Here is an 18269-nt window from a genome sequence, read left to right on the forward strand (position 1 = left end):
CACCGCTATGACCCCCGCGCCCCCGGCTATCCGCTGGCATCGCCCACTGCTCTGGCTGGCGGTGGCCATGGCCGGTCTCGCTGTCGTCGCTCTCCTCGGCCTCCTCATCGATCCACGCACCGTCACGGGCGCGCCGCTGTGGGCCAAGCCGCTCAAGTTCGCGCTCTCGGTGGGCATCTACGCGGTGTCCCTGTCCTGGCTGATCGGACTGCTGCCCGGCGGGGTGGCCGGCCACCGCCGGCTATCCGCCCATCGAGTGGCCTGGTGGGCCGGCACCGTCGCGGCGGTCTTCCTGGTCGTGGAGATGGTCATCATCGTCGGGGCGGCCGCGGCCGGCGTCACCAGCCACTTCAACGTGTCCGACGGCTTTCATGCCGCCCTCTGGGCGATCATGGCCGTGTCGATCGTGATCGTGTGGCTGGCCGCGGTTCCCATCGCCATCGTGCTGCTCCGCACCGCGCTGGGCGATCCGGCGCGCGCCCTCGCCATCCGCTCCGGCCTGCTCATCGCCCTCCTGGGCATGGGACTGGCGTTCCTGATGACCGGGCCCACCGCGGCCCAGCTCGACGACTACCAGGGCATCGTGGGCGCGCACACCGTGGGGGTCGCCGACGGCGGGCCCGGCCTGCCGGTGCTCGGCTGGAGCACCGTTGCCGGCGACCTGCGGATCCCGCACTTCGTGGGCATGCATGCCCTGCAGGTGCTGCCGCTGGCGGCCCTGCTGCTGGAAGTCCTGGGCAGACGGATCACCCTGCTGGCGCATCCGCTCGCCCGCCGCGGTGTGCTGCGCGTACTGGTGGGTCTCTACCTGGGGGTGTTGGCCCTGGTGACCGGGCAGGCCCTCGCCGGTGAGTCGATCGTGCGGCCGAGCGCGCTGGTCGTGTCTCTCGGGGCCGCCCTGGTGGTCGCCGCGGCCCTCGCCATAGCGGTCACGCTCCGGCCGAACCTGCAACCGAGCCGGCGGACTCCAGTCGGCTGATCCGGGCTCGGGCGGCGTCTTCGGAGGTCGACGAGGCGCCGAGAAGCACCCGCACCAGGCCGAGCACGGCGCCCGTGGCCCACACGACCGGAAACGGGCTGCGGCGCAGCCCCAGCATCCGCCGGTACTCCACCGGTATCGAGGCCACGGCGCCGGCGAACATGATGCGGTAGAACGGCAGCATCCCACGTCGGAGCGGCGGCTTGCGGATGAATCGCACGGCCTCGGCGACACGGTCGCCGCCCATCAGCACACCGGCGTCGGAAAAGGCCTTCAGCTGCGCGGCCAGCTCGGCGTCGGAGCGGGGCGCGCCCTGCACCCCCACGAGCTCGCCGGCCGTGGCCCACTCCCGCACGTAGGCGTCGGCGCCGCCGGGGATCGGGCCGCCCCAGAGCCGGTGGCTGGCCAGGAAGGCGTCGGTGAAGACCACGTGCACCCAGGACAGCAGCTCGGGGTCTCCGGCCGAGTACTCCCGTTCGACGCCGCGGGCGTCGACGTAACGGCCCGCGACCCTGGCGTGGAACTTCCCCACCCGCCCCGACTCCTGCTCGGCCTGGTCGGTGGCGGCGAAAGTCACGGTGACCAGCCACTGGATGGTGCCGCTGAGCCGGCCGAGCGGGTCCTCCCGGTAACGCGACCAGTCATGCACACCCGCCATGGCACCAGGGTGCAGGGTCTGCATGAGCAGTGCGCGGATGCCGGCGACCATGGTGGCCATGCCGCCGTGCACGGCCCAGGAGGCCGACCCCGGTCCGAAGAAGCCGGCGTCGTCGCCCTTCTCCATCGTTCCCACCCAGGCCGGCCGGCCCTCGTCATTGCCCGAGAGGGTGACCAGCAGGTGCGACCGCCAACTGTTCACGAAGCCCCGGGCCACCCTGCTCTGTGCAAAACGGCTCATTCTCCGAACCCTAATCGACGCATCCGGGCGGATGGCTGGGGATGCGCCCCCAAATTCGGTCTGGCTAGACTCCGCTCATGAGAATCGAGAACATCGAGCTGCGCCGCGTGAGTCTGCCGCTGGTGCGGCCGTTCCGCACCTCGTTCGGCACCATCACCGAACGCGAGATCACCCTGGTGCACGTGTCGACGGCCGATGCGGAGGGCTGGGCCGAGTGCGCAGCCGAGGTGCGGCCGCTCTACAGCTCCGAGTTCATCGACGCGAGCGACGTGGTCATTCGCGACCACCTGATACCCCGGCTGCAGGCCGCGGGCGACGCTCTCACGGCCGAGTTCGTCGGCCGCACCCTCGCCCCGGTGAAGGGCCACCAGATGTCCAAGGCCGTGCTCGAGGCGGCGATCCTGGATGCGCAACTGCGCACGGCCGGGCAGTCATTCGGCGGCTACCTCGGCGCCGTGCACGACAGGGTGCCTGCCGGCGTCTCGGTGGGCATCATGGACTCGCTCGACGAGCTGCTGGAGGCAGTGACCGGCTACCTCGCGCAGGGCTACCTGCGCATCAAGCTCAAGATCGAACCGGGTTGGGACCTCGCCCCCGTGCGCGCCGTGCGCGAGAGGTTCGGCCCCGAGCTGATGCTGCAGGTGGACGCCAACACCGCGTACACCCTCGCGGATGCCCGGCACCTCGCCAGGCTCGACCCGTTCGACCTGCTCCTGATCGAGCAGCCCCTGAGCGAACGCGACCTGCTCGGCCACGCTGCCCTGGCCCGGATCATCCAGACCCCGGTCTGCCTGGACGAATCGATCGAGTCGGCGGCGGATGCAGCGGCGGCCATCAGCCTCGGCGCCTGCAGCATCATCAACGTCAAGCCGTCGCGGGTGGGCGGCTACCTCGAGGCCCGGCGCATCCACGACGTCGCGGCCGCGCACGGCGTGCCGGTCTGGTGCGGCGGGATGCTCGAGACGGGCATCGGCCGCGCCGCGAATGTGGCGCTGGCGGGCCTGCCGAACTTCGCGCTGCCGGGCGACACCTCGGCGTCCGACCGGTACTACGCCCAGGACCTCACGGCCCCGTTCGTGCTCGAGGACGGCCACCTGCGGGTGCCGACCGGGCCGGGCACCGGGGTCGAGGTGTTGCCCGACGTTCTGGCGGCGGTGACCCGGTCGCGGCAGGACATCCGCTTCTGAACGGCCCTACGCTGGGCTGATGCCGTCGTATCGCGTGACCATGACCATCGGGGCCCTGCAGCCGGGGGTGCGGCCGGATGCCGTGCTGCCCGCGGCTGCCGCGGCCGCCGCGGAACTCACGACAGTGGAGGCCTCCGATTTGGCCGTGGTGGCCGGATCGGCCCGCGTCACCGTGCGGTTCACCGCCGACGACGGCGACCTGGCGTTGGCCATCGGGGAGCACGTCGTGGCGACGACCCGGCAGGTGGCCGTCCCGGCGACCTGGCTGGTCACCGAACGGGTGAAGGGGCGCTGGCTGCCGGTGCGCTGACACCTGCGGTGGCGGCCAGCGCGCTCGCCCGCTCCCGGTCCTCGCCGCGGCGCTGTTCCGGGCGGGCCGGCGCGATGATGGTGCCCCGGCGGCCGTCGACCACGAGCGGGTCGGCCGCGCCGAGCACCTGGCTGCGCGCCACACCGTGCCGGTGCCAGAGCGAGGCCGTCCACGCGCTCAGCAGGGCGTCGATGAGATCCTCGCGGTGCTTGTACGCCGCGTCCGTCAGCGGCGTCGGCTCGGTCACCAACCGGTCGGCGGCCTCGTGCGTGCTCAGGTCCAGCGGGGGAGTGGCGGTGCCGAGCCGCCACATCCGTTCGATGAGGTCGTCGCACACGACGGCCCTGGCAGCTCGGCGTTCGACGATCGGCAAGGACGACCCCATCCGCTTGTACCGCGGCCGCACGGCGTCGTAGCCGAACTCCGCGGCGCCCACCAGGGTCGTGTACGGATAGCACTCGAAAAAACTCGACGTGTGCGCGGCGACCGGGTCGAGCCCGTCGGTGTAGGTCCAGCCGAGCTTTTCGAGCCGGCCGCGCAGGGTGACGCCGCCCAGTCGCGGCAGCGCCTGGTTCGAGGCGTTGGCCGACACCTTCCAGCGGCCGTACCGGGAGCCGGTCTCCCTCTCGCAGTCCCGCATGCCGGTCGGGTTGTTCACCACCAACGGTGCGTCCACCGCCAGCACCGACCCGGGTTCGGCCACGGACTGCACCCAGTGAACGACCTCGTCGATACCGCGCGCCCACCCCGCGTCGAGCACCCGGCCCGTCTCGTCGATGCAGGCCAGCCCGCTCTCGTTCGCCGGTTTCGTCGCCGTGCCTTCCGCCCAAGCCAGATCCACCCCGAGGAATCGCGTCATGGCTCATAGATAGCATGCGGCGATGACCACGGGAAGAGCAGGCGTAGGCTCTTCAGGTTGCCCACAGGACAGCATCACCAGCGAACACGGGAGAATTGGCAATGAGCAAGACGACGAAACCGTCTGGAAACGGGCCGTCAACAGGTAATCAGTCCGGGGTTGCCCCCGGCACGAACCGGAAGGTCATCGCGCTGGCCATCGCCGGCGCGTTCGGCGGCTTCCTCTTCGGATTCGATTCCTCCGTGATCAACGGCGCGGTCGAAGCCATCAAGGGCCAGTTCGGCCTCACCGAGGCCATCACCGGTTTCGCCGTGGCCAGCGCCCTGCTCGGCGCCGCGACCGGCGCCTTCCTCGGCGGACGCCTGGCCGACAGGTTCGGGCGCATCCCCGTGATGCTCGTGGGCGCGATCGTATTCTTCGCCAGCTCGGTGGGCTCCGGGCTCGCCTTCGGCGTCGTCGACCTCATCGTCTGGCGGGTGCTCGGCGGTGTCGGCATCGGGCTGGCCTCTGTGGTCGCCCCGGCCTACATCGCCGAGATCTCGCCCCGGCAGATGCGCGGCCGCCTCGGCTCGCTGCAGCAGCTGGCGATCACCATCGGCATCTTCGCCGCCCTGCTCTCCGACGCCGTGTTCGCCACGACGGCCGGCGGGGCGAGCGAGATGTTCTGGTGGGGTCTGGAGGCGTGGCGCTGGATGTTCCTGGTCAGCGCCATCCCGGCGCTCATCTACGGCGTGATCGCGCTCCTGCTGCCGGAGTCGCCGCGTTACCTGGTGCTGCACGACAAGGAGCCGAAGGCTCGCGAGGTGCTCGCCAAGGTGTGGCCGAACGGCGACGTGGACCGGGAGATCCGCGACATGAAGAAGTCGATCGACGAGGACCTTAAGGCCAAGCGCACCGGCACGCTGCGCGGACCGGTCTTCGGCCTCAAGCCCATCGTCTGGATCGGCATCACCCTGTCGGTGTTCCAGCAGTTCGTGGGCATCAACGTGATCTTCTACTACTCCACCACCCTGTGGAGTGCCGTGGGCTTCGAGGAGTCCAGCTCGCTGGCCATCTCGGTGGCCACCTCGGTCACGAACATCCTGGTCACCCTGGTGGCCATCGCCCTGGTCGACCGGATCGGCCGCCGGCCCATCCTGCTCACCGGCTCCATCGGCATGACCGTGTCACTGGCCACCATGGCCATCGCGTTCAGCCAGTCGGTCATGACAGACGGCGAACTCGCCCTGCCCGGCGCCTGGGGCCCGATCGCCCTCGTCGCCGCGAACGTGTTCGTGATCTCCTTCGGCGCCTCCTGGGGCCCCGTCGTCTGGGTGCTGCTGGGCGAGATCTTCCCCAACACCATCCGTGCCAAGGCGCTCGGCCTGGCCGCTGCCGCACAGTGGATCGCGAACTTCCTGATCACGGTCACGTTCCCGCCCATGGCGGCGCTGTCCCTGCCGCTCACCTACGGCATGTACGCACTCTTTGCCGGTCTGTCGTTCCTCTTCGTGCTCACCAAGGTTCCCGAGACCAACGGCATGTCGCTCGACGAGGCCAACACCCTGCTGCCGCACAAGAACGCGGCCAAGAAGAAGGCGAAGCTGCGGCGCTAGTCAGATCAGGTCGCGGAGCAGTTCCTCGGGGCTGACGCCGCGGGTGCTCGCCCGGCGCGTGAGTCGGGCGAGCTCCTCGGCGCTCAGCGCCACCTGCACCGAGTGCGGCCGGTCGACCTCCAGGTCGAACAGGCCCAGATCGGCGGATGCGCGGGGCGCGGTGCTCGTCACGGGCGCGGCCTTCGTCGGCGCGGCCGTGACCGGGGCGGCCTTCGGTGCCGGCCCGCCGGCCACGAAGCCGGGCCCGGTGGGGATCGCGGAGCCCCGCTGGTACGCCTCCGACACCGCCCGGGCGCGGGAGTCCGCGGCCTCGTTGAGCGGGTGGTTGGCGTGGCCCTTGACCCATTCGAACCGGTACCGGCGGCCCACGAGGGCCTCGTCGATCTCCTGCAGCAGCTCGAGGTTCATCACGGCCTTGCCGTCGGCCTTGCGCCAGCCCTTGGCCTTCCAGCCGCGCATCCACTTGGTCACCGAGTTGATCACGTACTGGCTGTCGCAGAGCACGAGCAGGTCGTCGTCGACGTGTGCGGTGGCGCGGAACAGTTCGAGGACGGCCTTGAGCTCGCCCTGGTTGTTCGTGGCGTGCTTCCAACCGCCGGCAGCCCAGTTGTTGTCGTCGATGTACCAGGCCCACCCGGCCGGTCCGGGGTTTCCGAGGGCGGATCCGTCTGCGGCGGCGGTGATAGTCATGGATCCAGTCTGTCAGGCCGCGGCTGCTCTCACTCCCGCTCGGCGGCCGTCACCTGGGCCAGCGCGCGGGCAACGGCGTCGACGGAGACGGCCACGTCGGCGGCATCCGTCGTCCAATTGCTCACCGAGATGCGCAGCACCGCCCGACCGGACCAGGCCGATCCGCTCATCCACACGGTGCCGTCCTCGATGAGGGTCTGCGTCACCCGGCGGGTGCGGTCGTCGGTGCCGAACGCGACCGACACCTGGGTGAACACCACGTCGTTGAGCACCTCGACGCCGGGCAGCGCGGCCAGAGCGTCGGCGAGTGCCCTGGCGTTGTCGGCGAGGCCCTCGACGAGCGCCACGGTGCCGCTGCGGCCCAGCGACCGCAGGGCCGCCCAGACCGGAACACCGCGTGCGCGCCTGGACAGTTCGGGCACCAGCTCCATGGGGTCGGCGGCGCCGGCGTCATCCGTCACGAAGTAGCTGGTCTCTGCCCCGAACGCCGCCCGCAGGGCGTCCGGGTCTGCCACCACGGCGATGCCGCAGTCGTAGGGAACGTTGAGGGTTTTGTGCGCATCCGTCGCCCAGGAATCGGCGGTGTCCAGACCGTCGAGCGCCGCCGTCCAGCGGGGGCTCGCTGCCGCCCACAGCCCGAAGGCGCCGTCGACGTGCACCCAGGCTCCAGCGTCGTGGGCCAGGCGGATGCACTCGCGCATCGGGTCGAAGGCGCCCGAGTGCAGGTTGCCGGCCTGCAGCACGACCAGGCAGGGCCCGGTAACCGCCGACAGCGCCTCCGCCAGGGCGTCGGGACGGATGCGCCCCTGCGCGTCAGCGGAGACGAGGGTCGGTTCGCCCAGGCCCAGGTAGCGCAGGGCGAGGAGCACCGAGATGTGCACCTCGGCGCCCGCGAGCACCGACACCCGGGGCGCTCCCGTGAGGCCGTCCCGGTTGAGGTCCCACCCGGCCGCGTGCAGCACAGAGCCCCGTCCGGCGGCGAGTCCGACAAAATTGGCCATCGTGCCGCCGGTGGTGAAACCCACCGCGCCCGAGGCCGGCAGGTGCAGCAGGTCGAGGATCCAGGCGCCCGCCCGTTCCTCGATGGCAGCCGTGGCCGGTGTCGCGTAGCGCAGCCCGCCGTTCTGGTCCCATGCGCTCACCAGCCAGTCGGCGGACAGTGCGGCCGGCAGCGTGCCGCCCATCACCCAGCCGAAGAAGCGTCCGGAGCCGATGGCCATGAGGCCGGGTTCGGCCAGCGTGGCCAGTTCGGAGACCACCGCTGCAGGATCGGCGGGCCCGTCGGGCAGGGGCCGGTCGAAGGCGGCCGCCAGTTTCTCGACGGGCTGTGCGGGTTTCACGGGCCGGGTCGGCAGCGAGTCCAGCCACTCCTGTGCCGAACGGACCGCCTGCTCGAGGGGCGCCCGGTACTCGTCCGGCCGGAATGTCATGCGGTCACCATACCCCCGCCTGCGCGCTGCGCGCCCGACCGATTCAGCCCTGGATGCAGGCGCCGGAGCTCACCGCGGCGGACAGGCTCGCGGCCTGGTCGACCACCGGGGTCACCTCGTCCATCGCCAGGGCGTAGCCCACGTTGGCGGTGGTGGCGGCCTTGGCGAAGATCACGCCGGCCACCTGGCCGTTGACGCTGAGCAGCGGCCCGCCCGATTCGCCCTGCTGGACATCGGCGGCGAGGGTGTACACGGAGCGTTCGGTGGGGGACTGGCCGTAGATGTCGGCGACGAGCACCGAGGCCACCGACATCACCCGGGCCGGGTCGGAGTCGAACGGTCCGCCGAACGGGTAGCCGAGGCTGACGGCCTCGGCGTCCACCGGGAGGTTGCCCTGCAGGGTCAGCGGAGCGGCGGTGAGTCCCGGCACATTGATGAGTGCGAGGTCGTCCACCGGGTCGAAGTAGACGATCTCACCGGTGAGCGCACCCGATCCCGGTACCTCGACGACGGCGTCGGTGACACCGGCGACGACGTGAGCATTGGTGAGCACGCGCTCGGGCGCGACGACGAACCCGGAGCCGGACTGGCTCTGACCGCAGGCCACCGCGTTGCCCGTGATGCGCAGCACCGACTGGGCCGCCGTGTCGAGGGCGGCGTTGTCCAGCTGGGCGTCCGGCAGGGTGGGGCTCTGCCCGCCGAACGCATCCGTGATGCGGGGCAGACCGTCGTCGACGACGGTGGAACGCAGTTGCGCGAGGAAGCTCTTGACGGGATCCGGTGTGACCGAGTCGATGGTGCGCACCACGCCGGAGGAGGCGATGGCGGAGGTGAGCACCGGGATGCCGAGGGCGCCCACGCTGAACGCGACCATCGACATCACCGCGGCGGCCGCGGCGACGCCGATGACGGCGCCGAAGAGCCTGTCGACGCCGCGCAGCTTGCGGGGTGTTCGGCGGCGCAGGGCCAGTCCGATGGACTCGCCGACCGTGAGACCGACGATGACGAGGATCAGCGCGGCGGCGATGGACGCCGGTGTGCGCCACTCGGCGGCGGTCACCCACGTGGGCACGAGGGGCACCACGAAGTAGGCGGCCACGGCCCCGGCCACCAGGCCCAGGATGCCGCTGATGCTGCCGATGAGTCCGCTGCGGTACCCGGCCACCAGGCTGGAGACGAGCAGGATCACCAGGATCACGTCGAGGATGGCCGAACCCTGCATGCACGCTCCACTGTTGTCGGGTCTCGCGGGCGAGCTGCCGGGTGCGAGGATTGTGTCTCGAGCCTAAGCGCAGAATCTGCGCGTTCGCCGCTAGGGGCGCTCGAGCGTGAGGAAGCTCACGCCGCGGAGATCGAGCCGCACCTGGCCGTCGGACTCCACCAGCCGGAGCAGGATCTCGGTGCACCCCGGACAGCGCAACAGCAGACCGTGCGAGCCCGGGTAACACCGGGCCATGGCCATCGCCCCGGTGCGGCCGCAATGCGCGCACCGCCCGACGGCCGTGGTGATGTCGCCGACGAAGACCTCGCTCAGGGCGCCGGCGGCGGCGTTGCCGTCGAGATGCCCGTCGAGCTGCGCGTCGTCCGGGTTCGCGCCGACGACCTCGTCGCCGGTCACGGCGTGCCCCCGGTGCCGCCGTAGCGTTCGGTCTTGATCCGGTCGGCCGGGTAGCCGGCCTGCACGAGCCAGTCGGCCACGGTCTCGACGAAGGCGGTGGCTCCGCAGATGAAGAACGCCGGGTTGTCCGAGACCGGCAGGATCGCGTCGAGCAGGGTCGGCGCATCCAGCCGGCGGGGCGTCGTGCCGCTGCCGGCGGGAGCCTCGCGGGTGTAGACGTACGTCACGGTGAGCAGCGGCGACCGGGCGAGGTCGTCGAGTTCGGTGCCGTAGTAGGCCGAGGCGGGGCTCCGCACCGAGTAGAGCAGACGGAACGGTGCGGCGTACCCGTCTGCTGACCCGCCGACGCCGTGCGACCGGATCATGGCCATCAGCGGCACCACCCCTGAGCCGCCGGCGATGAGCTGCACCGGGGCGGGATCGGCGGGGTTCCAGACGAACCAGCCGCCCACGGGGCCGCGCACCTCGAGCTGGTCGCCGGCGGCCACCTGGTGCACGAGGTATGGCGAGACCTCGCCGTCAGCGAGTTCCTCCACGGTGAGCTCGAGCTCGTCGCCCGGCAACGCGGACGCCACCGAGTAGGAGCGCACTGCGGTGTAGCCATCCGGGGCGGTGAGGCGCACGTCCACGTGCTGGCCGGGCCGGTGGCCGGTGAGGCCGGGCAGCCGCAGCCGCAGCGTGCGCGCCGTGCCGGTCTCCTGCCTCACCTCGATCACCTCCGCGACATTCCAACCGGTTCTCACCAGTAGCGCTGTTCTTGCCAGGGGTCGCCGTACATGTGATACCCGTTGCTCTCCCAGAAACCGGGCTCGTCCTGGCGCAGCAGCTCCAGCCCGCGCACCCACTTGGCGCTCTTCCAGAAGTACAGGTGCGGCACCAACAGGCGGGCGGGGCCGCCGTGGGCGGGCTCAAGGGCCTCGCCGTCGAACTGGTGGGCGATCCAGGCCTTGCCGCCCAGCAGATCATCGAGGGGAACGTTGGTGGTGTACCCGCCGTAGGAATACGCCATGGTGAACTCGGCTTCGGATTCCACCGATTCGAAGAGCGTGTCTATCGAGACGCCCCGCCAGCTGGTGCCCAGCTTCGACCAACTCGTCACGCAGTGGATGTCGCGGGTCACGTCATCCTGTTTGAGGGCGAGGAACTCCTCCCAGTTCCACCGGTGCACCTGGCCTGTCTCGGTCGTGATGGTGAACTCCCACTCGGACGGTGCGATGCGCGGAGTGGGGCCGGCGGAGAGCACCGGGAAGCTTTCGGTGAGGTACTGGCCGGGCGGCAGCGCCGGATCGTCGCGGCGGCGGCGACCGAAGAAGCCGGGGGAGACGATTCCCATGGGGAGTCCTTTCGGGCCGTGGAAGTGGATGTCGGCAGCCTATTGGACGGGCGGCGTGTGGTCTACGGCAGGGCCGGTCGAGGTGTCATCGGCTTCGGCTTCGTAGGCCTGGTCCATCCACCACTCGGTGAATTCGCTCGCGCGGCCGTCCGGTGCGAAGCGGATCACCCAGAGATTGCTGTAGACCGGGCCGGTGGCGTAGCGAGTGGTGCCCTGGATCACGCTCACCTCGGGCGTGACGGCCACGGCCTCCCAGTCGAAGTCGAAGGTGCCGGGTCCATCGGCCAGGTGCAGCCAGCCGTCGATGATCTTCTCCGGACCGACCCAGGGCTCCGCGTAGGGTTCGGTGCGATACCGGGCGTCGTCGGAGAAGAGCGCCCGGATCTCATCGGGTTCGTTGGAGGCCCAGGCCGCGACGTAGGCGCTCATCCACTCGGCGAGGCGGGTGGTGGGCAGATCGGTCATGACACTGTCTTAGTCGCTTCGGCTGGTTTAGGCCAGCGCTGAGATCAGAAGGGCGGGGGTTGGCCGGTTTCAGGCTTCGCGGTCTCACCCCTGTCGCCCGCGGCCGGTTGCCCGGGCGGAGACGGTTTAGTCGCGGACGGGTTCAACGCGGCGCGGACGAGGTCGTGGGCGCGGGGGTTTGTGTAGGTCTTGCCGCCGGGGGTGGTCCAGGTGAGGGTGCCGTCGGGGGCTTGTCGGGTGCTGAAGATGCTTTGGTGTTTGAGGCGGTGGTCAGGTCGGCAGAGGCTGACGAGGTTGTCGGCGTTGGTGGGGCCGCCGGTGTTCCAGGCTTGGGTGTGGTCGATCTCGCTGTAGACGGCTTGCCGGTTGCAGCCGGGGGTTTGGCAGGTGTTGTCGCGGATCTGCACGTACCGGCGGAGATCCGCCGGCGGGTTGTGCGACTCCCGGTCGACGGAGAGGATGGTCCCGGTGTGCGGGTGGGTGAGGATGCGGGTGAAACTCGTCGCCGTACCGGTGAGCTTCCGGGCGGTCTCGAGGTCGATGGGTCCGTAGCCGTCGAGGATCGCCGGTTGGTCGCTGTGCCCGAGGAGGGTGAGCACCGGGACGGTGATGTGCACGGTGCCGCGGATGCCGCGGCCGAGTTTTCCGCCGGGGCCGATGCCGTCCAGCAGCAGGTCGCGGTAGGTGTCGGCGCGGCGCTGGTCGCGGGAGCGGCAGACGATCGCGTCGGGCCGCGGCGCGGTGAACGCAGCGCCGGGCGCGGCGCCGGTGGTCTCGCTGGTCGTGACGTCGGCTTCTGCGTCGTCGTTGAGGGTTTTCGCGATCTGGGTGAGGCGTTCGTAGATCGCCTGGGCTTCGTCGGCCTTCAGATAGGCGTTGAGCCAGGACATTCCGTTGATGTCTGGTCGAAGCACGACCCGGCGCTCGCGCATACCCGCGTTGACACGGTCCTGCAAGGGGATGGGGTGGAGGGATTCCAGGAGTTCCCGGGCGACCTTGGCGAACTTGCCGGGATTGAGCTTCTCGGCCGCGGTCAGCGTCATCTCTTCCAGTCGCGGCAGCACATGCTCGGGCAGGTCCACCGGAAGCGATGCCGTGACCTCCATCATCTTCATGACGTGACCCCAGCCGATCCGGCCCTCGGCCAGAGCCCGGTGGAACAGGGGGAGTTGCTCTGTGAAGCGGGCGGCGTCACAGATCATCATCGCCGCGGTTTGGAAGTTCATCCGCAGCGCGCAGCCGACCTCGGCCGCCATCGCCCGACGGGCGAGTTCCTCGTCGTCCCAGGCCGGGCCGTGTTTCTGGGTGTCGGGGTCGTTGCGGCCGGACTCGATCGGGTCACCGGCGAGGCCGGCGATGATCCACCGGTCGTGACCGAGCCGGTCCAGCTCGGCCAGCAAACGGGTGCGCTCGGCGTACGCGGCGGCGATGACCTTCGCGTTGGCGATCAGCGGGTCGATGACCGCGCTGATGGCTTCGGCGACAGGGTCGACGTAGTCGTCGGAGTACCCGTGGGGGGAGGGTTCCGGGGTGCTGTCTGGTGTGGCATTCGAGGTGGCCATAGGGACAGTGAAGCACCGGCCACCGACACCGTGCATCCCAATGAATCAGCGGTGGAGAACCCGAAAACTTCGTCGCCTGTGGAGGAGCGGTGGTGCTGGATCGCGGGTCTCCCGTGGCCGACGCCCACGAGGCGTCAGCCCTGTTCCCGGGCGCAGTCGATGCAGAGCTCGGCGGCCGGGCGGGCCTCCAGCCGTTCGCGGCCGATGGGTTCGCCCCGGCGCAGGCACAGACCGTAGCTGCCGTCGTCGATGCGGGCGAGGGCTGCGTCGATGGCGGCCAGGGCAACGGTCAGTTCGGCATGCACCCCCGCCCGCAACGACCACTCGTCCGAGAGGGTCGGACCCTCCGGATCGTGCTCGTCGTCGGCATCCGCCCCGCTGCGTGCGGCGCGCACATCGGCCAGGCTCGCGCCTTGCCGGGCCAGCTCCTCCTCCAGCTCGGCTCGGCGCTGCCGCAGCAGCCCGGCGAAGTGGACCCTATCGGGGGCGTTCATCGTCAGGACACCGAGACGCTGATCTGGTGCAGGCCGGTGGCGCCGTCCGGCACCACATCGGCGGTCTTGCTGGTCTGCACCTCGCCGTTGGCGTCGGTGGCGCGCACCCGCAGGGTGTGCGAACCCGCGGTGGCCGGCCAGTCCCAGCGCCACTGGCGCCAGGTGTCCACCGAGATCGCGTCGGCCAGCGTGGCCGCGTTCCAGTCGCCGTCGTCGACCTGCACGTCCACGGCCGAGATGCCCACGTGCTGGCTCCACGCCACCCCGGCGACCGTGACAGCGCCCGCGGAGACCGTCGCGTTGTCCCGGGGCACGTCGACGCGGGAGGACAGCTTCACCGGACCCTTCTCCGACCAGCCGCGGCCGGTCCAGTACGCCGTCTCCGTGTCGAATCGGGTGACCACGAGCTCGGTGACCCACTTGGTGGCCGACACGTACCCGTAGAGACCGGGCACGACCATCCGCACCGGGTAGCCGTGCTCGAGCGGAAGCGGGTCGCCGTTCATGCCCACCGCGAGGATGGCGTTGCGGTCGTCGGTGAGGGCCTCGATCGGGGTGCTCGCCGTCCAGCCGTCCTGGCTGCGGGAGAGCACCATGTCGGCCTCGGCGAGCGGCACGGCCCGTGCGAGCAGCTCACGGATCGGGTAGCCGAGCCAGACCGCGTTGCCGATCAGGTCGCCGCCCACGTAGTTCGACACGCAGGTGAGCGTGGTCGTGCTCTCCTCCAGCGGCAGGGCCAGCAGCTGGGCGAAGTCGATCTGCACCTCGTTCTCCACCAGGCCGCTGATCTTCAGCGTCCAGGTGGACGGGTCGATGCGCGGCACGGCCAGGGCGGTGTCGATGCGGTAGAAGTCGGCGTTGGGGGTGATGATCGGCGACAGGCCGTCGATGTCGAACGACGCCCCGGCCGGAACGGGAGTGCCGGGCACGGCCGCCGCCGGCAGGGTGAACAGCGCCCGCGCGGCATCCGCGGCCCGGGTGCCCGCGGTCATCAGCTGCCCGGCGATCGCCGAGATCACGCCGATCCCGGCACCCGCACCGGTGTAGGCCAGAAACCGCCGCCGGTCCATCGCCGCACGCGACGCCGCCGCCGGGGTGACGGATGCGGGGCGGCCGGTTACTGCCGCTGCCGCCGCCGCCGCCGCCGCCGCGGCAGCGGCGGGCGCCTCGCTCGCGTGCAGACGGGTGGTGAGCATGGTCAGCAGCGTGGCGGCGACACCCGCGGCCACCACCGGCGGCACGGCATCGAGCGGTGCGGCTCCGGCACGGGTGAGGGCGGCGGCCAGTGCCACCAGGCCCACGGCGATCACCAGGAACCGGCCCAGCGGTGGCCGGCGGTATTCGAGCAGCCCGGCGAAAGCGGCCAGCACCGCCGCGACCACGGCGATGCAGACGATCAGGACAACCTTGTCCGCCGTGCCGAACAGGCTGATGACCAGCTCTTTGAGCCAAGCCGGTGCGAGGTCGATGAGAAGCGAGCCCACCACGATCACCGGGCTGGCGCCGGGGGCGAGCAGCGCGGCGGCGAACTCCGCCAGGCCGAAGCCGGCGATGACGGCCGCGAGCCCGGCAACGGCAGGCAACCACCGGGCTCCCGGGCGCACCGCAGACGCCCCGGTGGAGGGCGGCACAGGGGCGGGCACGTGCGGGTCGGACATGGGGTCAGCTTAGATTCACAGGCTGTGAGCCGGGCGGGGTCGCGCTTACGAATCTCTTACGAAAATGCCCGGCCATCCAGCCGATACCCGCCGTGCCGGTGGTCGGACGCTGCAGAGGCGCAGTCCAGCACGCCTCCGGATAGGGGAGTATTGGGGATCATGGCAACCCTCACCGCCCTTCCGCACGTCACCGATCCGGACCTGCTCTTCGAGGCCTTCGAACTCTGGGCGGCGGACGCGGGCCTGCGGCTCTATCCGGCGCAGGAGGAGGCGGTCATCGAGATCGTCTCAGGCGCCAACCTGATCCTCTCCACGCCCACCGGCACAGGGAAGTCGCTCGTGGCCGTCGGTGCGCACTTCATGGCGCTCTCGGCCGGGAAACGCAGCTTCTACACGGCCCCGATCAAGGCGCTGGTGAGCGAGAAGTTCTTCGCGCTGGTGGAGATCTTCGGCGCCGAGAACGTGGGCATGATGACGGGCGACTCGTCGGTCAACTCCGACGCCCCGATCATCTGCTGCACCGCCGAGATCCTCGCCAACCTGGCCCTCCGCAACGGCGAGGACACCCCGGTCGACCAGGTCGTCATGGACGAGTTCCACTTCTATTCAGACCCCGACCGCGGCTGGGCCTGGCAGGTGCCGCTGTTGCTGCTGCCGCGCGTGCAGTTCATCCTCATGTCGGCCACCCTGGGTGACGTCACCGACATCGCGGCCGACCTGTCCCGCCGCACCAACCGCGACACGGCCGTCGTCACCGGAGTCGAACGGCCCGTGCCGCTGCACTACTTCTACGAGACCACGCCCGTGCACGAGACCGTGGAGGACCTGATCAAGACCGGCCAGGCTCCCGTGTACATCGTGCACTTCGCGCAGGCCGCCGCCCTCGAGCGCGCGCAGGCGCTCTCCAGCGTCAAGGTGGTCACCAAGGAGCAGAAGGAGGCCATCGCCGACCTCATCGGCGAGTTCCGCTTCACGACCAGCTTCGGCAAGACCCTGTCCCGGCTGATCCGGATGGGCATCGGCGTGCACCACGCCGGCATGCTGCCCAAATACCGCCGGCTGGTGGAGCAGCTCGCCCAGCGCGGCCTGCTGCGCGTGATCTGCGGCACCGACACCCTCGGCGTGGGCATCAACGTGCCCATCCGCACCGTGCTGTTCACGGCCCTGACCAAGTACGACGGCGTCAAGATGCGCCAGCTCAACGCCCGGGAGTTCCACCAGATCGCCGGCCGCGCGGGCCGCGCCGGCTACGACACCGCGGGCACCGTGATGGTGCAGGCGCCAGACCACGAGACCGAGAACCTCAAGGCCATCGAGAAGGCCGGCGACGACCCCAAGAAGAAGCGCAAGATCGTGCGCAAGCGCGCGCCGGAGGGTTTCGTCTCCTGGGGCGAACCGTCGTTCCGGCGCCTCGTCGACGCCGAACCGGAGACCCTCACCTCGAGCATGCAGATGACCAGTGCCATGCTCATCAACGTCATCGCCCGCGGCGGCGACGCGTTCGCGAATGTCTACTCGCTGGTGTTCGACAACCACGAGCCCTGGAAGCGCCAGCTCGCCCACGCCCGCCGAGCCCTGGGCATCTACAAGACCCTGCGCGCGGCCGGGATCGTGGAGCAGCGTGTCGACGAGAGCACCGGCCGAATAGACATCCGTCTCACCGTGGACCTGCAGGCCAACTTCGCGCTCAACCAGCCGCTGTCGCCGTTCGCGCTGGCCGCGTTCGACCTGCTCGATATCGAGGCTCCTACCTACGCCCTCGACATGATCTCGATCCTCGAGTCCACTCTCGACGACCCCCGCCCGGTGCTGATGGGCCAGCAGTTCGCGGCCCGCGGCGAGGCCGTGAACGCGATGAAGAGCGAGGGCATCGAGTACGACCAGCGCATGGAGCTGCTCGAGGAGATCACCTGGCCCAAGCCGCTGGACGAGCTGCTCAGCTACGCGTTCGAGACCTACAAGCAGTCCCAGCCGTGGATCGCGGACTTTCCGCTGCGGCCCAAGACCGTGGTGCGCGACATGTACGAGCGGGCCATGTCGTTCGGCGAGTTCGTGGCGTACTACAAACTCGCCCGCAGCGAGGGCGTGGTGCTGCGCTACCTCTCGGATGCCTACAGGGCCGCCCGGCAGACCATCCCCGACGAAGCCAAGACCGAAGACCTGCTCGACCTGATCGAGTGGCTCGGCGAACTGGTGCGCCAGGTGGACTCCAGCCTGCTCGACGAGTGGGAGGAACTCATCCACCCCGACCTGGCCGCGCACGAGTCCACCGCGCACGCCGTCGTGCCGCCCGCACCGCACCGGCTCACCACCAACACCCGGGCGTTCCGCATCCTGGTGCGCAACGAGCTCTTCCGCCGGGTGCAGCTGGCCGCGCTGGAGAACTACGACGCGCTCGGCGACCTCGACCGCGAGCACGGCTTCGGGGCGGATGCCTGGGCCGACGCCATGGACGGCTACTACGCCGAGCACGACGAGCTGCTGGCCGGCGCGAACGCCCGCGGCGCCGGGCTCCTGATCCTCGACGAGGGCGCCTCGGTGTGGACCGCCCGGCAGATCTTCGACGACCCGGCCGGCGACCACGACTGGGGAATCAGCGCAGAGATCGACCTGGCCGAGTCCGACGAGCTGGGCGTGCCGGCCCTGAAAGTCACCGGAATCAACCGGCTCTGACTCCGCGAGAACAGGAACCCGTATGGATGCACCGAAGAAGCGCCTGGCCGTGTCCACCGACACCCTCGACGCCGTCGACCTGGGCCTGCTCGGGCTGCTGCGCTCCAATGCCCGGCTGTCGAACGCCGCCCTGGCCGCCTCGGTGGGCATCGCGGCGTCCACCTGCCTCGAACGCGTGCGGTCGCTGGTGAGCCGCGGGGTGATCCGCCGCTTCACGGTGGATGTCAACCCTGCCGCGCTCGGCCTGGGCGTGCAGGCGCTGATCAGCATCAACATCCACTCCGGGGCGAGGTCGCAGATCACCCCGTTCGCCACGCGCATCCGGGAACTGCCCGAGGTCGTGCAGTTCTTCTTCGTCGGCGGCAACGAGGATTTCCTCGTGCACGTGGCCGTGCGCGACACCGACGGGTTGCGCCGGTTCGTCGTCGACAACCTCTCGGCCGATCCGGTGGTGGCGGCCACCCGCACAAGCATCATCTTCGACCACGTGTCGCCGCCGCTCTAGCCGGAAGGGCGTA

Annotated in this window: 18 protein-coding genes; 6 read left to right on the plus strand and 12 right to left on the minus strand. The window is 70.3% G+C overall.

The annotated features are described in order from the left end of the window. Window positions 1-7 precede the first annotated feature (7 nt). Window positions 8-979, plus strand: coding sequence for a hypothetical protein (locus tag DOE79_RS18660; RefSeq protein WP_120339787.1), 972 nt, complete (start codon window positions 8-10; stop codon window positions 977-979). Here the strand turns inward: DOE79_RS18660 and DOE79_RS18665 are convergent. Beyond that, complete coding sequence (locus DOE79_RS18665) at window positions 930-1877, minus strand: oxygenase MpaB family protein (RefSeq protein WP_120339788.1); 948 nt, start codon at window positions 1875-1877, stop codon at window positions 930-932. The genes DOE79_RS18660 and DOE79_RS18665 overlap by 50 nt on opposite strands. Before the next feature lie 77 nt (window positions 1878-1954). Here DOE79_RS18665 and menC point away from each other — a divergent pair, with 77 nt between their 5' ends. Both menC and DOE79_RS18675 read left to right on the plus strand, forming a co-directional pair. After that, window positions 1955-3064: an o-succinylbenzoate synthase gene (menC, locus tag DOE79_RS18670; protein WP_120339789.1), complete on the plus strand. Its 1110-nt coding sequence runs from the start codon at window positions 1955-1957 to the stop codon at window positions 3062-3064. Window positions 3065-3083: 19 nt separating this feature from the next. Next, complete coding sequence (locus tag DOE79_RS18675; RefSeq protein ID WP_120339790.1) at window positions 3084-3374, plus strand: hypothetical protein; 291 nt, start codon at window positions 3084-3086, stop codon at window positions 3372-3374. Here DOE79_RS18675 and DOE79_RS18680 read toward each other — a convergent pair. Beyond that, window positions 3334-4233, minus strand: coding sequence for a DUF429 domain-containing protein (locus DOE79_RS18680; RefSeq protein WP_120339791.1), 900 nt, complete (start codon window positions 4231-4233; stop codon window positions 3334-3336). The genes DOE79_RS18675 and DOE79_RS18680 overlap by 41 nt on opposite strands. A 101-nt stretch (window positions 4234-4334) precedes the next feature. Here DOE79_RS18680 and DOE79_RS18685 point away from each other — a divergent pair, with 101 nt between their 5' ends. Continuing rightward, a complete protein-coding gene (locus DOE79_RS18685) occupies window positions 4335-5828 on the plus strand; it encodes a sugar porter family MFS transporter (protein ID WP_120339792.1) in 1494 nt (497 codons plus the stop codon). On the opposite strand, the gene DOE79_RS18690 is transcribed toward DOE79_RS18685, so the two are convergent. The 10 genes from DOE79_RS18690 to DOE79_RS18735 all read right to left on the minus strand — a co-directional run bounded on the left by DOE79_RS18690 (window position 5829) and on the right by DOE79_RS18735 (window position 15078). Next, window positions 5829-6518, minus strand: a complete 690-nt coding sequence (locus DOE79_RS18690) for an RNase H family protein (RefSeq protein WP_120339793.1) — start codon at window positions 6516-6518, stop codon at window positions 5829-5831. It lies immediately after the preceding gene. 29 nt (window positions 6519-6547) lie between these two features. Beyond that, window positions 6548-7948 (minus strand): pyridoxal phosphate-dependent decarboxylase family protein, encoded by a 1401-nt coding sequence (locus DOE79_RS18695; RefSeq protein ID WP_120339794.1) that lies wholly within the window; start codon window positions 7946-7948, stop codon window positions 6548-6550. Between the two features lie 43 nt (window positions 7949-7991). Then, window positions 7992-9170, minus strand: a complete 1179-nt coding sequence (locus DOE79_RS18700) for a MarP family serine protease (protein ID WP_120339795.1) — start codon at window positions 9168-9170, stop codon at window positions 7992-7994. 90 nt (window positions 9171-9260) lie between these two features. After that, the gene (locus DOE79_RS18705) at window positions 9261-9566 is read right to left on the minus strand and encodes a DUF6510 family protein (RefSeq protein ID WP_120339796.1); all 306 of its coding nucleotides are present in this window, start codon (window positions 9564-9566) and stop codon (window positions 9261-9263) included. Continuing rightward, window positions 9563-10273 carry a ferredoxin reductase gene (locus tag DOE79_RS18710; protein WP_245977012.1) on the minus strand — a complete coding sequence of 237 codons (711 nt, stop codon included), beginning with the start codon at window positions 10271-10273 and terminating at the stop codon, window positions 9563-9565. The genes DOE79_RS18705 and DOE79_RS18710 overlap by 4 nt, the downstream gene beginning before the upstream one ends. A gap of 32 nt (window positions 10274-10305) precedes the next feature. Continuing rightward, entirely contained in the window at window positions 10306-10899 is a 594-nt protein-coding gene (locus tag DOE79_RS18715) for a sulfite oxidase-like oxidoreductase (protein ID WP_120339797.1), read from the minus strand. Between the two features lie 39 nt (window positions 10900-10938). Next, a complete protein-coding gene (locus DOE79_RS18720) occupies window positions 10939-11364 on the minus strand; it encodes a nuclear transport factor 2 family protein (RefSeq protein ID WP_120339798.1) in 426 nt (141 codons plus the stop codon). A gap of 44 nt (window positions 11365-11408) precedes the next feature. Further along, window positions 11409-12926, minus strand: coding sequence for an HNH endonuclease signature motif containing protein (locus DOE79_RS21085; protein WP_162942850.1), 1518 nt, complete (start codon window positions 12924-12926; stop codon window positions 11409-11411). A gap of 134 nt (window positions 12927-13060) precedes the next feature. Next, on the minus strand, window positions 13061-13420 hold the full coding sequence (locus DOE79_RS18730; protein ID WP_120339800.1) for a TraR/DksA family transcriptional regulator: 360 nt from the start codon (window positions 13418-13420) through the stop codon (window positions 13061-13063). Between the two features lie 2 nt (window positions 13421-13422). Beyond that, the gene (locus tag DOE79_RS18735) at window positions 13423-15078 is read right to left on the minus strand and encodes a molybdopterin-dependent oxidoreductase (protein ID WP_120339801.1); all 1656 of its coding nucleotides are present in this window, start codon (window positions 15076-15078) and stop codon (window positions 13423-13425) included. Window positions 15079-15237: 159 nt separating this feature from the next. On the opposite strand from DOE79_RS18735, the gene DOE79_RS18740 reads away from it, so the two are divergent. Both DOE79_RS18740 and DOE79_RS18745 read left to right on the plus strand, forming a co-directional pair. Next, complete coding sequence (locus tag DOE79_RS18740; protein ID WP_120339802.1) at window positions 15238-17751, plus strand: DEAD/DEAH box helicase; 2514 nt, start codon at window positions 15238-15240, stop codon at window positions 17749-17751. A gap of 22 nt (window positions 17752-17773) precedes the next feature. After that, on the plus strand, window positions 17774-18256 hold the full coding sequence (locus tag DOE79_RS18745) for an Lrp/AsnC family transcriptional regulator (RefSeq protein ID WP_120339803.1): 483 nt from the start codon (window positions 17774-17776) through the stop codon (window positions 18254-18256). The last annotated feature ends 13 nt before the right edge of the window (window positions 18257-18269 follow it).

The sequence above is a fragment of the Cryobacterium soli genome, assembly GCF_003611035.1.
Lineage (GTDB): Bacteria > Actinomycetota > Actinomycetes > Actinomycetales > Microbacteriaceae > Cryobacterium > Cryobacterium soli.

What these genes read in the sequence shown, in the direction of transcription:
- DOE79_RS18660 (WP_120339787.1), top strand. Translation starts at nt 8, where the DNA reads ATGACCCCCGCGCCCCCGGCTATCCGCTGGCATCGCCCACTGCTCTGG.
- DOE79_RS18665 (WP_120339788.1), bottom strand. Translation starts at nt 1,877, where the DNA reads ATGAGCCGTTTTGCACAGAGCAGGGTGGCCCGGGGCTTCGTGAACAGT.
- menC (WP_120339789.1), top strand. Translation starts at nt 1,955, where the DNA reads ATGAGAATCGAGAACATCGAGCTGCGCCGCGTGAGTCTGCCGCTGGTG.
- DOE79_RS18675 (WP_120339790.1), top strand. Translation starts at nt 3,084, where the DNA reads ATGCCGTCGTATCGCGTGACCATGACCATCGGGGCCCTGCAGCCGGGG.
- DOE79_RS18680 (WP_120339791.1), bottom strand. Translation starts at nt 4,233, where the DNA reads ATGACGCGATTCCTCGGGGTGGATCTGGCTTGGGCGGAAGGCACGGCG.
- DOE79_RS18685 (WP_120339792.1), top strand. Translation starts at nt 4,335, where the DNA reads ATGAGCAAGACGACGAAACCGTCTGGAAACGGGCCGTCAACAGGTAAT.
- DOE79_RS18690 (WP_120339793.1), bottom strand. Translation starts at nt 6,518, where the DNA reads ATGACTATCACCGCCGCCGCAGACGGATCCGCCCTCGGAAACCCCGGA.
- DOE79_RS18695 (WP_120339794.1), bottom strand. Translation starts at nt 7,948, where the DNA reads ATGACATTCCGGCCGGACGAGTACCGGGCGCCCCTCGAGCAGGCGGTC.
- DOE79_RS18700 (WP_120339795.1), bottom strand. Translation starts at nt 9,170, where the DNA reads ATGCAGGGTTCGGCCATCCTCGACGTGATCCTGGTGATCCTGCTCGTC.
- DOE79_RS18715 (WP_120339797.1), bottom strand. Translation starts at nt 10,899, where the DNA reads ATGGGAATCGTCTCCCCCGGCTTCTTCGGTCGCCGCCGCCGCGACGAT.
- DOE79_RS18720 (WP_120339798.1), bottom strand. Translation starts at nt 11,364, where the DNA reads ATGACCGATCTGCCCACCACCCGCCTCGCCGAGTGGATGAGCGCCTAC.
- DOE79_RS21085 (WP_162942850.1), bottom strand. Translation starts at nt 12,926, where the DNA reads ATGGCCACCTCGAATGCCACACCAGACAGCACCCCGGAACCCTCCCCC.
- DOE79_RS18730 (WP_120339800.1), bottom strand. Translation starts at nt 13,420, where the DNA reads ATGAACGCCCCCGATAGGGTCCACTTCGCCGGGCTGCTGCGGCAGCGC.
- DOE79_RS18735 (WP_120339801.1), bottom strand. Translation starts at nt 15,078, where the DNA reads ATGTCCGACCCGCACGTGCCCGCCCCTGTGCCGCCCTCCACCGGGGCG.
- DOE79_RS18740 (WP_120339802.1), top strand. Translation starts at nt 15,238, where the DNA reads ATGGCAACCCTCACCGCCCTTCCGCACGTCACCGATCCGGACCTGCTC.
- DOE79_RS18745 (WP_120339803.1), top strand. Translation starts at nt 17,774, where the DNA reads ATGGATGCACCGAAGAAGCGCCTGGCCGTGTCCACCGACACCCTCGAC.